The sequence below is a fragment of the Bacillus sp. NEAU-Y102 genome, from assembly GCF_054788175.1.
The window spans coordinates 344,347-359,622 of sequence record NZ_JBTWFK010000003.1; the positions used below are offsets into that span (position 1 = coordinate 344,347).

General features: G+C 35.3%; 16 protein-coding genes and 2 pseudogenes. 10 read left to right on the forward strand and 8 right to left on the reverse strand.

The genetic code is table 11. The features are described 5' to 3' along the window. Positions 1-51 precede the first annotated feature (51 nt). Complete coding sequence (acsA, locus tag ACYFX0_RS11195; RefSeq protein ID WP_460270485.1) at positions 52-1,770, reverse strand: acetate--CoA ligase; 1,719 nt, start codon at positions 1,768-1,770, stop codon at positions 52-54. 176 nt (positions 1,771-1,946) lie between these two features. Between acsA and acuA the strand changes: the two genes are divergently transcribed. The 4 genes from acuA to ACYFX0_RS11215 all read left to right on the forward strand — a co-directional run bounded on the left by acuA (position 1,947) and on the right by ACYFX0_RS11215 (position 5,401). Beyond that, the gene (gene acuA, locus ACYFX0_RS11200) at positions 1,947-2,579 is read left to right on the forward strand and encodes an acetoin utilization protein acetyltransferase AcuA (RefSeq protein ID WP_000581392.1); all 633 of its coding nucleotides are present in this window, start codon (positions 1,947-1,949) and stop codon (positions 2,577-2,579) included. A 17-nt stretch (positions 2,580-2,596) separates the two neighbouring features. Then, the gene (locus tag ACYFX0_RS11205) at positions 2,597-3,241 is read left to right on the forward strand and encodes an acetoin utilization AcuB family protein (protein ID WP_000634583.1); all 645 of its coding nucleotides are present in this window, start codon (positions 2,597-2,599) and stop codon (positions 3,239-3,241) included. Further along, a complete protein-coding gene (gene acuC / locus ACYFX0_RS11210; protein WP_017763659.1) occupies positions 3,238-4,404 on the forward strand; it encodes an acetoin utilization protein AcuC in 1,167 nt (388 codons plus the stop codon). The genes ACYFX0_RS11205 and acuC overlap by 4 nt, the downstream gene beginning before the upstream one ends. 121 nt (positions 4,405-4,525) lie before the next feature. Further along, complete coding sequence (locus ACYFX0_RS11215) at positions 4,526-5,401, forward strand: alpha/beta fold hydrolase (protein ID WP_133963689.1); 876 nt, start codon at positions 4,526-4,528, stop codon at positions 5,399-5,401. A gap of 66 nt (positions 5,402-5,467) precedes the next feature. Here ACYFX0_RS11215 and ACYFX0_RS11220 read toward each other — a convergent pair whose 3' ends face one another. The 3 genes from ACYFX0_RS11220 to ACYFX0_RS11230 form a co-directional block, all read right to left on the reverse strand. Beyond that, positions 5,468-5,755, reverse strand: a complete 288-nt coding sequence (locus ACYFX0_RS11220) for a hypothetical protein (protein ID WP_000502926.1) — start codon at positions 5,753-5,755, stop codon at positions 5,468-5,470. A 120-nt stretch (positions 5,756-5,875) separates the two neighbouring features. Then, positions 5,876-6,565, reverse strand: a complete 690-nt coding sequence (locus tag ACYFX0_RS11225) for a response regulator transcription factor (protein WP_003280338.1) — start codon at positions 6,563-6,565, stop codon at positions 5,876-5,878. A 1-nt stretch (position 6,566) separates the two neighbouring features. Next, positions 6,567-8,021, reverse strand: a complete 1,455-nt coding sequence (locus ACYFX0_RS11230; protein WP_460270487.1) for a HAMP domain-containing sensor histidine kinase — start codon at positions 8,019-8,021, stop codon at positions 6,567-6,569. 149 nt (positions 8,022-8,170) lie between these two features. Here ACYFX0_RS11230 and ACYFX0_RS11235 point away from each other — a divergent pair, with 149 nt between their 5' ends. From ACYFX0_RS11235 to mscL, 3 genes are all read left to right on the forward strand, one after another. Next, complete coding sequence (locus ACYFX0_RS11235; protein ID WP_000474099.1) at positions 8,171-8,851, forward strand: ankyrin repeat domain-containing protein; 681 nt, start codon at positions 8,171-8,173, stop codon at positions 8,849-8,851. Between the two features lie 79 nt (positions 8,852-8,930). Continuing rightward, positions 8,931-9,857 (forward strand): Gfo/Idh/MocA family protein, encoded by a 927-nt coding sequence (locus tag ACYFX0_RS11240; RefSeq protein ID WP_001039702.1) that lies wholly within the window; start codon positions 8,931-8,933, stop codon positions 9,855-9,857. A 128-nt stretch (positions 9,858-9,985) separates the two neighbouring features. Then, positions 9,986-10,384, forward strand: coding sequence for a large conductance mechanosensitive channel protein MscL (gene mscL / locus ACYFX0_RS11245; protein WP_000267015.1), 399 nt, complete (start codon positions 9,986-9,988; stop codon positions 10,382-10,384). A 48-nt stretch (positions 10,385-10,432) separates the two neighbouring features. Here mscL and ACYFX0_RS11250 read toward each other — a convergent pair whose 3' ends face one another. Beyond that, the gene (locus ACYFX0_RS11250) at positions 10,433-10,705 is read right to left on the reverse strand and encodes a DUF3917 domain-containing protein (RefSeq protein WP_000636586.1); all 273 of its coding nucleotides are present in this window, start codon (positions 10,703-10,705) and stop codon (positions 10,433-10,435) included. 149 nt (positions 10,706-10,854) lie between these two features. Between ACYFX0_RS11250 and dhp61 the strand changes: the two are divergent. From dhp61 to ACYFX0_RS11265, 3 genes and pseudogenes are all read left to right on the forward strand, one after another. Further along, positions 10,855-11,151: pseudogene (gene dhp61, locus ACYFX0_RS11255) on the forward strand (protein Dhp61). A gap of 81 nt (positions 11,152-11,232) precedes the next feature. Next, positions 11,233-11,469 (forward strand): DUF3949 domain-containing protein, encoded by a 237-nt coding sequence (locus ACYFX0_RS11260; protein ID WP_000637885.1) that lies wholly within the window; start codon positions 11,233-11,235, stop codon positions 11,467-11,469. A gap of 1 nt (position 11,470) precedes the next feature. Next, complete coding sequence (locus ACYFX0_RS11265) at positions 11,471-11,833, forward strand: DUF4288 domain-containing protein (RefSeq protein WP_003280329.1); 363 nt, start codon at positions 11,471-11,473, stop codon at positions 11,831-11,833. A 34-nt stretch (positions 11,834-11,867) separates the two neighbouring features. Here ACYFX0_RS11265 and ccpA read toward each other — a convergent pair whose 3' ends face one another. From ccpA to ACYFX0_RS11280, 3 genes and pseudogenes are all read right to left on the reverse strand, one after another. Then, a complete protein-coding gene (ccpA, locus tag ACYFX0_RS11270; protein ID WP_001103303.1) occupies positions 11,868-12,866 on the reverse strand; it encodes a catabolite control protein A in 999 nt (332 codons plus the stop codon). Positions 12,867-13,348: 482 nt separating this feature from the next. Further along, positions 13,349-14,046, reverse strand: a pseudogene (gene aroA / locus ACYFX0_RS11275) (chorismate mutase). A gap of 164 nt (positions 14,047-14,210) precedes the next feature. Further along, entirely contained in the window at positions 14,211-15,233 is a 1,023-nt protein-coding gene (locus tag ACYFX0_RS11280) for a CamS family sex pheromone protein (RefSeq protein ID WP_000738027.1), read from the reverse strand. Positions 15,234-15,276 lie beyond the last annotated feature (43 nt).

Below are 15,276 nucleotides of genomic sequence, written 5' to 3' on the forward strand. Positions count from 1 at the left end.
ATAATAACATAAAAAAAGGCCTGAACATTTTTTCGTTCAGACCTTCCTCTCTTAATCTTCCATCGTTGATAAGTCACCTGTTGGTAAATTCAGCTCCCACGCTTTTAATACGCGGCGCATAATTTTACCACTTCTCGTTTTCGGTAATTTATCTCTAAATTCAATTTGTCGTGGCGCTGCATGAGCTGCTAGGCCTTTCTTTACAAATTGACGAATTTCTTCTTTTAATTCATCAGATGGTTCGTATCCTGCTCGAAGTGCGATAAATGCTTTAATAATTTCGCCACGCACTGGATCAGGAATACCAATTACACCTGCTTCTGCAACAGCAGCATGCTCGATTAATTTACTTTCTACTTCAAACGGACCAACGCGCTCACCTGACGTCATAATTACATCGTCAATACGTCCTTGGAACCAGAAGTATCCATCTTCATCCATATAGGCAGAGTCACCTGATACGTACCAATCTCCCGGCATGAAATAAGATTCATACTTTTGCTGGTTATTCCAGATTGCACGCATCATAGATGGCCAACCTTTCGCAATTGCTAAGTTACCCATTGTGTATGGAGGAACTTCATTTCCTTCATTATCAACAATCGCTACTTTTACACCTGGAATGGGTTTACCCATTGAACCTGGACGGATTTCCATACAAGGGTAGTTACAAATAACTTGTCCACCTGTTTCTGTCATCCACCACGTATCATGAATACGAAGTCCAAATGCATTCATACCCCAGCGAATTACTTCTGGATTTAACGGCTCACCAACGCTTAATACGTGGCGAACTTGTGATAAGTCATATTTTTTAATTGCGTCTTGTCCAGCTCCCATTAACATACGGAACGCTGTCGGTGCACTATACCAAACTGTTACACCGTAATCTTGCAGTGCTTCATACCAAGCTTCCGGACTAAATCGCCCACCTAAAATAACATTTGACGCTCCAACTAACCACGGTGCGAAAATACCGTAAGCAGTTCCCGTTACCCAGCCTGGATCAGCTGTGCACCAATATACATCGTCTTCTTTTAAATCTAATACCCATTTCGCCGTTTGATAGTGCTGGACCATTGCATTTTGCGCATGAAGCACACCTTTTGGCTTACCAGTAGAACCAGACGTATAGTGAAGAATTAAACCATCTTCACGGCCTAACCATTCAATATGTAATTCTTTTGAAGCTTGTTCAAATAAAGGATTGAACGCTACCGTTTTACCGCCTTCTTCTACATTATCTCCAACAAGAAAAACTGTTTTTAAAGCAGGTAAATCATTTAATGGTACACGCTCTAATAACTCAGGCGTTGTAATTAACACCTTCGCTTCACTATCTTCTAAACGATCGCGAACCGCACCTTCCATAAATGCTTCAAATAACGGTCCAACAATTGCTCCTAATTTCACTGCACCTAAAAGTGCGAAATATAATTCTGGAGAACGTGGCATAAAAATAAAAACGCGATCGCCTTTTTCTACATCGCCATAATTTTTCAGGACATTTCCTGCTTTATTAGAAAAATCCTTCATTTCCTTAAATGTATATTTCTCTTTTCGCGATCCATCTTGATAATAAAGAGCTACTTTATTCTTTCGATCGGATTTCGCATGCTTATCAATTGCCTCATACGCCATATTTACTCGGCCTGTTTCATTCCAAGTAAAGTTTTTATTAACCTCTTCCCAGTTAAAATTCGCGTATGCCTCATCATAATTCGGCAAATTATTTTCTCCTTTAATGACAGGAAGCGTTTCTACTTTCATACTTTACATCCCCCTCCTATGTATTCTATTATCTATTATAATGATATTATTTAAAATTTTCAGTATATTTGTTGGTTTTTAGACAAATTTTTAATGACAAAATTCGATTCACATCGCATATATTATAAAGTACGATATTAATAGATTCACAAACCCTCAAGGTGGTGAGCAATACATTGATTCATAAAAAAATATACAATGCTAGAAACTTAAAAACAGCGAAAGGCACTTTAATTATTGAAGGTCCTGTCTCTACACATAATCTTGAAATGTATGAATTTCATCCAGATTTAGTTGCATTTCGTCCTGCTGAACAGCAATATAAAGCAATTGTCGAAATTTCTAAATTACCAGAAGCTCGACTCATTATTGCTAGACATGACCAGATGATTGTTGGATATGTTACATATTTATATCCTGATCCACTTGAACGATGGTCAGAAGGAAAAATAGAAAACTTAATTGAGCTTGGGGCAATTGAAGTAGTTCCAGCCTTCCGCGGGAGTTCTGTCGGAAAGAACTTACTAGAGGTTTCTATGATGGACGATTATATGGAAGATTACATTATATTGACGACTGAATATTATTGGCACTGGGATTTGAAACAAACAGGATTAAATGTTTGGGAATACCGAAAAGTAATGGAAAAGATGATGAATGCCGGCGGGTTACAATGGATGGCTACAGACGATCCTGAAATTTGTTCACATCCCGCCAACTGTTTAATGGTCCGCATCGGTAAACGCGTTGATACGGATTCTATTCAAGCTTTTGATCGTCTACGTTTTCACAATCGTTTTATGTATTAATAAAGGGGGCAACTGGAATGATTGTAGAAGAAATTATGAATCAAAATGTAGTTACACTACATCCAAACGATACAATCGAAACAGCAATCCGAACGATTCGCACGAAAGGAATTCGGCACATTCCAATTGTCGATCAAAATAATCACGTCGTAGGCATTATTTCTGATCGGGATGTAAGAGATGCAAGTCCGTCTATTCTAGATGAACAAGTTTCACTCGATATGCTACAGCAACCGCTTGAACTTATTATGAAACATCCTGTAATGACTTGCCACCCTCTCGATTTCGTTGAGGAAATTGCTACTTTATTTTTTGAAAATAAAATTGGCTGTCTTCCTGTTACAAAAGCTGGGAAGTTAGTTGGAATAATCTCAGAATCTACAGTACTGCACACGTTAGTAAAATTAACAGGAGCACATCAACCGAGTTCACAAATTGAAATTCAAGTAAAAAATGAACCTGGTATTCTTGGAAAAGTCGTTGCTATTTTTAGTGATTTACAAATAAATATCGTGAGCGTTCTCGTCTACCCAGCAAAAGATGAGAATGATAAAGTACTTGTTTTCCGCATTCAAACGATGAATCCTCTAAAAGTGATTGATGCACTTGAAGCAGAAGGCTATCGCGTATTATGGCCGAACATCATGGGGATGCAAGCATGAGTAGCGCGTTTATTTATTCGGATGACTTTCGGGGCTATTCATTTAGCCCTGATCATCCTTTTAACCAACTGCGCGTCACACTTACGTATGATTTATTACAAAAGGGTGGTTTCATCTCTCCCTCTCAAATCATCTCACCACGGATGGCTACAGATGAAGAGATTGCCTACGTTCATACAGAGGAGTACATAAATGCGGTAAAACGTGCTGGAGAAGGAAAGTTAGAAAAATCAATTGCGATGACATATGGACTAGGAACAGAAGATACACCGATGTTCCCAAATATGCACGAAGCAAGCGCATTGCTCGTTGGCGGTACGTTAACAGCTGTCGATGCTGTTCTTTCCGGAAAAGTAAAACACGCACTTAACTTAGGTGGAGGCTTACATCACGGCTTCCGTGGCAAGGCATCTGGTTTTTGTATTTATAACGATAGCTCCATCGCAATGAAGTATATTCAGAAGAAATACGGTTTACGCGTCTTATATATTGATACAGACGCTCATCACGGTGATGGCGTGCAGTGGTCGTTTTATGATGATTCTAACGTATGCACCATTTCATTACATGAAACTGGTCGCTATTTATTCCCTGGAACTGGCGCTGTAAACGAACGTGGACAAGGTAATGGTTATAGTTATTCTTTTAACGTTCCACTGGATGCTTTTACAGAAGATGAATCCTTTCTAAAATCATATCGAACAGTTGTAAAAGAAGTTGCAGCGTACTTTAAACCGGATATTATTTTAACGCAAAATGGTGCCGACGCACATTACTACGACCCACTTACACACCTTTGTGCAACCATGAATATTTACCGCGAAATACCGAAGCTCGCTCGTGAAATTGCTAATGAATATTGCGACGGTCGCTGGATCGCTGTCGGCGGCGGTGGCTATGACCATTGGCGCGTCGTACCAAGAGCTTGGGCACTTATTTGGCTCGAAATGAACAACATCCAAAACATCTCGGGTTATCTCCCTCCAGAATGGATTGACGCTTGGAAAGGACAAGCCGAAACAGAACTTCCCCTCACATGGGAAGATCCAGACAACATGTATAAACCTATCCCCCGTAAACCAGAAATTGAAGAAAAGAATGCATTAACTGTAGCGAAATCCCTTGAAATCATTCGGAATAATATGACAAAATCTTTGTACTAAACGAAAAGGAGGCTCGTTTTTGAATAGCCTCCTTTTATTTATTGTCGACTACTGTCGGTAAGTCGATATGTTTCGAGTTGCGCCGATATATTTTATTTAATAATTAACCGGTCCAACTTTTATGAAAAAAGGACGTGATATTATGTGGACACAACAAATGATCCCCACAAAACGCGGCACATTTGAACTCTTTACAAAAGGAAATGGCGAACCGCTTTGTATTACACATCACTATTCACAATTTAATGAAACTGGTGATTACTTTGCAGATGTTTTCACTGCTACGCATCGTGTATTTCTCATTAATTTACGAGATGCTGGTAGCTCTGTAACCACCCAGTCAGAAAACGAATTAAGTATGATTGAAACGGTTCACGATTTAGAAGCAATACGGGAAGCTTTACAACTCCCAACATGGCATTTCACTGGTCATTCAACAGGTGGTATGCTTGGACTTTTATATGCGATTACATATCCAAATTCCTTACAATCATTAGTCGTAGCAGGCGCTGCAGCAAGTAACTATACCGAAACACCATTTTGTATTTATCATCCAGAACATTCACAGTTTCATTATATGCAAGAGCTCATCGAAAACTTAAAAAGCCCTCACCTTACAAGTGAAGAACGGAAAGAACTATCTACTAAGAGAACAAAATTATCATTGTATAAACCAGAAAACTACAACTCTTATTTTTGTAAACCAATCAAAAAAACAATGTCCGTTAGCCGGATGAATGCTTTCGCCAATGAATATCCTTCATTTGATTTAAGGGAGTATTTACCTTCTATAAAAACAAAAACACTAATTATGTGTGGAAGACACGATGTGCAGTGTCCTATTCAATATTCCATCGAGATACATGAGGGTATATGCGATTCTACTTTTGTGACATTTGAGGAGAGCAACCATTATCCTTTTTTAGAAGAAGCTGCTCAGTTTACTTCTACTACTCAAATATTTTATAAATCATTGCAACAAGGAACTCTAAAATAGCATATTAAGGTCGCAAGTTAATTTTCCAACAAAAACCTCACAGCCTCTATAAGACTATGAGGTTTTTCAAAAGAAATATTTCACACTAGTAACAACCAAAAGAAGAACAGAAAAAATTATTAAACCTAAATCAATAAATACTGACTTTTTATCTCCTTCTTTTAAACTTATCATAAAACTAGAAATTATTTTAATTGCAAAAAAGACCATCATAAATAACCAACCCAAATGATCATTCGTAGAATCTTCATCATAAAACATTTGTATTGCACCAATAATTAATAAGATAAGTACAATATTAGTTCCAATCTTTAAAACCTTGTTTGATTTATTATCTTTTAATGTATCCCCCAAAATGTAGCACGCCCTCTCACACTCTCCTATGTTTTATCTCTCTTTATATTTTAACATAAATTACCTATTATCCCCTTTTGATCACATACAAAAAAACCTGCCAAAACTTTGACAGGTTCCCTACACATTAAAACGATAACCAGCTCCCCATACTGTTTCAATATATTGCGGGTGGGCAGGATCTCTTTCAATTTTTTCACGTAGCTTTCTAATGTGGACGACAACAGTGGCTAAATCACCAGCGGAATCTAATCCCCAAATGCGTTCAAATAACTGTTCTTTATTTAATACTTGGTTTGGATGTGTGACAAAGAATGTTAATAAATCAAATTCCTTCGTTGTAAATGCCACTTCTTCATTGTTTATAAAAACTTTCCTCGCTCGTTGATCGATAGAAATTCCGTGAATGTATAGCGTATCACGTTGCTTACTTACATTTCCTGATAATCTTTCATAACGAGCAATATGCGCTTTTACTCTTGCGACTAATTCGCTTGGGCTAAACGGTTTCGTTATATAATCATCCGCTCCTAATCCGAGCCCGCGAATTTTATCTATATCTTCTTTTTTTGCTGAAACAAGTAGAATCGGAATATCTTTTACAGCACGTATTTGTTTACAAATTTCGAATCCGTTCATTTTCGGAAGCATAATATCTAAAATAATTAAATCATAGTCTTCTTGCAGGGCTATTTGTAAACCTGTTTCTCCTGAATGCTCTACATCAACTTGGAAATCATTAATTTCTAAATAATCTCGCTGTAATTCTGCAATACTTACTTCATCTTCTATTAGTAAAATTCTTTTCAATTTACTCACCACATTCCTCTACTTTTTCCAATGAGAAGAAAATGCTTGTGCCTTTACCAAGCTCGCTTTCCGCCCAAATTTCCCCGCCATGTTCTTCAACAATTTGCTTCGCTATTGCTAAACCAAGTCCACTTCCACCTGTGCTAGAATTTCGCGATTGTTCTGCACGATAAAAACGTTCAAAGATATACGGTAGCGTATCAGATTCTATACCTGATCCATTGTCTATCACCTTCACAATAACTTTATTGTTATCACTCGATACTGTTACGGTAATTTTCTTCTCTTCTTTATCCATGTACTTCACACTATTATGAATTAAATTTGATATAACTCTATTTATCTTTTCGCAATCAGCCGTTACATATAATGGCGATGAATGTAATTGTAAGTTAATTTCTATACCTTCTTCACTTAAATCCATCTGCATCTCTTCTATTAATTCTTGCATAAACGTATTTAATTCAACTGTCTCAAATTGGAATGGAACTCGATTTAAATCGAGCTTCGAAAACAAAAAGAGTTCATCAATGAGTGTGTCCATATGTTTTGCCTTCGTATGAATTGTCGTTAAATACTTATCCATTTTTTCTGGCGTATTTGCTACCCCGTCCTTTATTCCTTCTACATATCCGATAATAGATGTAATCGGTGTTTTTAAATCATGCGATATGTTTGAAATAAGTTCTTTTCGATTTTCTTCATACTGCGTTTGTACTTCAATCGATTCCTTTAACTTCTTCCTCATTTCCTCAAATCCTTGATTTAATTGACCTATTTCATCGTGCGATGTAACTGGCATTTGAAAATCTAAATTTCCTTCTTTAATTTTCTCCGTTGCACCTTTCAATACAAAAATTGGTTTTATTACACTTCTTGAAACAAGATAACTTAATAAACCAATGAGTAAAATGGCTAATAGTAAAAGCGATACGAATAAGATTGGAAATAATTTTTGTGTAAGATCTACAAATGAACTTTGCTTTTTTAGTACAAATATACTCCCTTCTTCTTTCTCTGGAAAATAAAAATCAAACTTTACATATCGATAAAATGTCTCGCCTAGTTCCGTTGTACCACGACTATTAATATTTGCCGCTTCAAATTTCGGAAGGGCTTCTGTTAAAGTCGAACTTTCAAATCCCTTATTAGCATAAGAAATGTTTTCTCCCTTTCTTACAATTATTTTCATACCTTCTTTTTCAATTGATGAAACGAACGATTTATCTAATAATTGAGATTGATGTTGCTTTGCCGCTAATTTTAATTCAAGATAGGCATTTTCTTCTTCTGGTGTAAGCGGCTTTTGAATGTAAGAACTTTTATAGAAATTTTTCACTGCTTCCAAATCACCTGTTATTGAAAAAACAATTAAAAATCCCGCGACTAATATGAGCGTAATAGAAACGAGAATTACAGCAATATAAGAAAATAAAAACCTTGTTTTAATAGACATATGTTACATCCTCACTTTACCCATCCTTCATATTCATAAGCATAAAAATATATGTTCAAATACTCAAGCGATTTTATAGTAATTTTAGCGTCAGTTTATAAAAATTTAATGTTCCTATTTTACAGTTGAAATTAGGAGGTTGAAATTCCATGTTCAAAAAAACATTCAGTATAATATGTTGCGTAATTTTTTTACAAGGATGCTCGCAAGAACAAGAAGTCAAAAAGGAGATGACAAACATGGAGACTGCACTACTAGCAGCTACTGAAAAAAATGAAACGAATACTGTTATATCTTTACTAAAACAAGGTGCAAATATAAATGCGACGGATAATCAAGGACGTACCCCTCTTATGATTGCTACATACAAAAATGATGTAAAAACCGCAAAAGCACTTATCGAAGCTGGTGCTGACGTAAATATCCAAGATGACATGAAAAACAATCCCTTTCTATACGCCGGTGCGGAAGGTTACTTAGACATTTTAAAGCTAACAATTAATGCTGGTGCAGATCCTACGATTACAAATCGTTACGGCGGAACAGCTCTTATCCCAGCCTCAGAACATGGCTATATTGACGTTATAAAAGAACTCCTCACTCGAACAAATATTGATGTAAATCATGTAAATAACCTAGGATGGACAGCTTTAATGGAAGCTATCGTACTAAGTAACGGAAACGAAACACAGCAACAAGTCATTCGCCTTCTTATTGAGCACGGTGCAGATGTAAATATTCCAGATAATGATGGTGTTACCCCGTTAGAGCATGCTCGCGCTCATAATTTTGCAGAGATAGAGAAAATTTTGTTAGAAGGAAATAAGTAAAAAGCTTATCTTTGCCTTCCTCCCCCATCCTATGCTACATTTAAGCCGTTACATCAATATTAATAGGGTGGGAATACATATGAATAAACCTAAAATTGGGATGATTGGACTTGGTAGCATTGCGCAAAAGGCCTATCTTCCAACACTTACAAAAGAAACAGATTGGAACTTTGTCGGGGCGTTTACACCTAACGCAGAGAAAAGAAAACAAGTTTGCCAGCAATACCGAATTCAAGACTTTCATTCTATTGAAACGTTAGCTTCGGAATGTGATGCAATCTTCGTTCATAGTTCAACTGCATCGCATTATGAAATCGTTTCTGAGCTTTTGAAAAAAGGAATCGACGTTTATGTTGATAAGCCGTTAGCAGCTACTGTGGAACAAGCTGAGCAACTAGTCGAGTTGAGCGAGAAGTATAACCGAAAGTTAATGGTCGGATTTAATCGCAGATTCGTTCCTATGTATGTTGCTGCCAAAGAACAGGCTCATGATATTTCATGGATTCGAATTGAAAAGCATCGCACAAATAAAGTCGGGCCATATACGTACGACTTCACTATGTTAGATGATTATTTACACATTGTAGATACTGCTCGCTGGTTCGCTAATGATGACCTTAACGTCGTTCACAATATGATGCAAATCAATGAAAAGAATGAACTTCTTTACGGACATCATACATATACAACTCCAAGTGGACTGTTACTTTCTACTGCAATGCATCGCCATGCCGGTACAAATTTAGAACAAATTGAACTTGTAACGCCAGGGAAAATCATTCGCGTAAAAAATATGAATACATTTGAAATTGAACAGGAAAACTCAGTTTCACAAAGCGGTTCTCCATCATGGGATACGACGTTAAAACAACGTGGTTTTGAAGATGCTGTTCATCATTTTATTGAATGTGTACACGGAGATACAAAGCCTGTTGTAGATGGATTAGAAGGATTAAAAACGCAGCAAATGCTACAATCTTTACTAGATGATGTAAACAAAAATTAAAACGGATACATTTTTCAGAATTTACTTTCATTCCCATTTCCCCTTTATTTCTCTCGTAAATTTCTATAAAATATGTTGATAGGAATTATAAATTTCATAATGAATCGTGGAAAGGATGGGATTGACACATGTGGAACGAGTTTAAAAAGTTCGCTTTCAAAGGGAATGTCGTTGATTTAGCTGTCGGGGTTGTAATCGGTGCTGCATTCGGTAAAATCGTTAGTTCTTTAGTAAAAGACATTATTACACCATTACTTGGTATGGTATTAGGTGGCGTTAACTTTACAGATTTGCACTTTGGATACGGTAAATCAGCTGTTATGTATGGTAACTTCATCCAAACAATTTTTGATTTCTTAATTATCGCAGCTTCTATCTTTATGTTTATTAAAGTTTTCAACAAACTAACATCTAAAAAAGAAGACGAAAAAGAGGAAGAAATTCCAGAACCAACAAAAGAAGAAGTTCTTCTTGGCGAAATTCGCGACTTATTAAAACAACAAAATTCTTCTAAAGATAGAGCATAATTGAACGGATAAAAAGGCATGTCCCTCGGGACATGCCTTTTCTATATGCTATAACGTTTCCGAATTCATATGAATAAATAAAATAATACCAGCAACCATAAGTACCATAATGCTACCTGCAAATAGTGTAATACCAATAAACATTAAACTTTTGCTCATATCTACTGATACACTTTCAATAAAAATAGAAATTACATACGTGATAAGGGCAATTCCTGCAAGAATACTTCCTGGAACAAATCGCTTTAAACCATTTTGTTTTAACGTCATATATGCAAAAATAGCAGTCATACAAAGCGTAATTATCCAAAGAACGATCATCTCTTTTCCCCCCTCACAAGCCTTTTCTTTCTATTATACATGACATTGCCCTATAATAGTTATTTTTACACTTATGTGACATATAACAAGGAATCATACAATCTATAGAGAACTCTTCCAGGTAAGCTATATACTAGGGAGGATTTCAATTGGAAGATGATATTGTAGGATATTTTAAACAAGTAGAGCGATTTGATTATATTACAATCGACTTAGACAAAATTTTTTTTACATGGAAGTTGTACAAATAGAAACAAATGTAACTTTGCTAAAAATATCACTTAACTTAAAAAAAAGATAAAACGATTGTAGATGGAAAAGCAAAGCACTATGATTCTTCTAGGCTAGAGCATTTAATAAAAAATTTTAAACGCACTGCACAAACATGCCTTGAACATAATTTACGAAGCGCTGAAGAACTTTTTGCATTTTGGAAAAGAAATTGACCACTAGAAAAATATGGATACCCCTCATATAAATTGATATAATTACCATATACAAATATTCTTTGTAAGGGAGTGTTCATAATGATTTGGATTTCACTAATCGTATTAGCTTATTTCATCATTCTCGTCCCAATACAGTACAACTACATTAAAATACTCAAAGAAAAACAGAAAAAAATGAGTGTCTCACAAAACGAACTATATGACAACATGTCTTATGAAGAATCCCAAGTGCATTACCATTATCAAAGTAACGTATTTACAATACCTGCTTCGCTTGTCGCAAGTATTATTTATAAGGTGAAACATGCAGCATAATATGTACGCTGTAAAATTATTGTTTGAGTCTGTTCCTTCTGGTGAGCCTCATCCTATGAAAATGGATGAGCATTATGAAGAGAATCACGATACACTTTTTGAAGAAAGTATTATTCTTGTTAAAGCAAACAGTTTAGAAGAAGCTCATGAACTAGGTGAAAAGATAGCTATACAATCGGAGCACACATACGATAATATGTATGATGAGCAAATCACATGGACGTTCCGAAAAGTGTTACATGTATTTGAATTAGACGATACGCCATTTGAAACTGGAAAAGAATTGTACGCAAAATTTTTACACGTTAAGAAAAATGAAACTGTAGATACAGTAATTGAAAAATATTATCCTGAATATGAATAAAAGCTCACAGCAATCGCTGTGAGCTTTTTTATACTTATTTCGTTGAATCTCTAAATTGGATACGGTGAGGTAAGATAACAGTGTGATCTTCCACTTTTTCTTTGTTCATATACTTTGTTAATAGACGCATTGCTACTGCACCGATATCATACATCGGTTGTACAACTGTTGAAAGCTGCGGACGAACCATTAATGCAAGGCGTGTATTATCGAAACCAAGTACTTCTACGTCAGTTGGTACGTTTAATCCAGCATCTTGTGCTGCATGGATTACACCTAGTGCCATTTCATCAGAAGACACGAAGATTGCTGTTGGCTTTTCATCATTGCTCCAAAGCTTTTCGAATGCTTCGATACCTGAGTCATATGTGTAATCTCCATCGATTACAAGATTTTCATCATATGAAATACCTTCTTCTTCTAAAGCTTTTTTATAACCTTGTAACTTCTTCGCGCTTCCCGCTTTATCAATGAATGGACCAGAGACGAAACCGATACGCTTATGTCCTTGCTCGATAAAGTGCTTCATTGCATCGTAAGCTGCTTGTGTATAATCAATATTTACTGATGGCGTTTCATTTTGCTCATCAAATGACGCTGCTAATACAATTGGTACTGGAGATTTTTTAAATTCTTCAATGTGAATGTCTGTAATATCTTCACCCATGAAAACAATTCCGTCCACTTGTTTTCCAAGCATCGTATTTAATAGATGGAACTCTTTCTCTTTGTTTTGATCAGAGTTACTTAAAATGATGTTATATTTGTACATTGTTGCGATATCTTCAATTCCACGTGCAAGTTCTGCATAAAACGTATTTGAGATATCAGGAATAATAACACCTACCGTAGTTGTCTTCTTACTTGCTAGTCCACGTGCTACCGCATTTGGACGGTATCCTAAACGATCAATTGCTTCTAATACTTTCTTTCTTGTTGTAGGCTTTACATTTGGGTTACCGTTCACAACGCGTGATACGGTAGCCATTGAAACGTTCGCTTCGCGCGCTACATCATAGATTGTTACGTTCATCTCATCGCACACTCCTTCTATTTTTGTTATCTATTTTTATGTATCGGTTACTTGAATGAAAAAAAGACATCAACTCTATTTGCAGATGCCACCAATCGTCCCGAGTTCTTCCTTTTACTAATGATACGATATAAACGCAGGCTCATACAATATTTTCCCGCAAAAGTTTCGAAAAAATTCGCTTCTTTTCTCGTATTTTCGTATTTTTTATGAAAAAAGGGCATTTTTTGTAAAAAAATAGATATTTCCTAAGTAGAAATCTTATTTTAAGCAGTACGATAGTAAATGAAATTTATATCGGCGATTTTTCGAATATATGAACCGTAACTCGAAATATATCGGCGATTTCCCAAATATATCGACCACAACTCTAATTATATCAGCGATTTTTTTAATATACCAACTTCCCAACAAAAATCGACAATGACAGTCGCTATACAGCTGTCCCAAAATGCCTTTTTGGAACAGCTCATTAAAAGTTTTTATAATTTACTTCCAAATGATTTTAATTCATTCATAAAATCATTGAACTGCGGGATATTCATTTGCTGCGCCGCATCTGATAAAGCTACAGCTGGATTTGGATGTACTTCAGCCATAATTGCGTTTGCACCAATTGCCATCGCTGCTTTTGCAGTTAGTAAGAGAAGGTCACGTCTCTCTGTAGAATGCGTTACATCAAAAACGACAGGTAAATGTGTCTCTTTCTTTAAAATCGGTACAGCGGAAATATCAAGCGTATTACGCGTTGCTCTTTCATTGCTTCAGCAACTTGACGTACTTGTTCATAACTTTCCACTGCACACGGTCCCATAATAAAATGCTAATTTCCGTTACCAATTTTTTCACCATTAATTTCAACAATCGTATCTTCTGTTTTTTTCTTACAAGAAACAAGTAGTGCTTTACGATGATCCTCTTCTTGTAACTTTAAACCAAATTGAAAAATTTGTTTGAAAATATGTTATAAAGTCGAAGTTTCAAATGGACCATTATTATTCTCTGCAATTAAATCCAGCATATTTCTTTCACGTACAGGATCAAAACGTTTCACACCTTATACTTCTTTTAAATTACCAACTTCTTGTACGAGACGACCTCTTTCGTTTAGTAACTCTAATATTTGTAAATTAAGTTGATCAATTTCAGAACGTAAACGACCTAATTGTTGTGATGCCATAAGAAAGCCATCTCTTTCAAATCCCTATATATTACTTTTTTAAGATAACTTATTATAGTTGATACATATACGATTGTCACACGATATACAGCAATGAATTACCATTAAAAAACCTTTTATATTTTCATTTAAAATAAAAAAAGACAGTTTACATACTGTCTTTTTTACAAGAAGGAAACAAACGGTTTATCACTGTTTTTCTCTTTTATAATAACGGCCTCAATTTTACTCTCGGACTTGATCTGTAATTGTACTTTCGCATCTTTAGGCAATTTGTCTAACATACCTTGAGCAGCCAATTGGGTAAGAGCCATTAATTCTGTTTTACCGTTATATTTAATAACAATATTCATATTTAATGTATCCATTTGATCTTTCTTATAAGAAACTTTTGCATTGACTGGAATAAAATCTCCATTAGAAAAACCTTTTATTTCCTTAGCAAAGTTATTTATTTTTGTATTATCTTCTCCATGTGCTTGTGTAAATTCATCAGAAGGATATGAATACGACTTTTCATCAATTGTACTCCAATTTCCAAGGTTCATATCATTCTTTTGAACAGTAGCACTAGCAATATACGTACCATTTTTTAAAGAACTTGTACTTTCTTGCTTAAAGATAGCAAACGTAATTGGAGATTTGTTATATTTATCATTTTTGTTAATAGCTTCAATAAGTTGTTTAGCAACTTCAGACCCTTTAGACATAGCTTCTTCATTCGATACACTTGAAGACATAGCTAAGCCAATCATAACACCAGATAAACTTAATTCATTTGAATTCTGTTTTCCGAAATAGTCTTGTTCTATAATATTCGTCAAAACTGGCGCTTCTACTTTCGCAACTAGTTCATCAACTAGTTTCTCTGGAATATACTGATTTAATTGCAGTACGTGACTCTCTGTATCAAATTGCTGCGTTGCAATATTTATTAAACCATTTTCATACTCTGCTAAATCTAATTTAGAATTTGTTTTTATATTAGCTGTATTAATAACCTTTTGTTCTTTTAAAGGAATAACAGTTCTATAATAATCTTTAGAAACAGCAGTTCTCGGAATCATACTTTTTTCTTTTGTATCTTTTTGTATAACTTCATCCTTCTTACTAATCGTATTACTATTGTTACTACAAGCTCCCAGTAATAAACTTACGACTGCGAAGGATAATGCCATTTTCTTCATTACTTAAAACCTACTTTCAACAATCTAGTTATTTAGTTTGAAC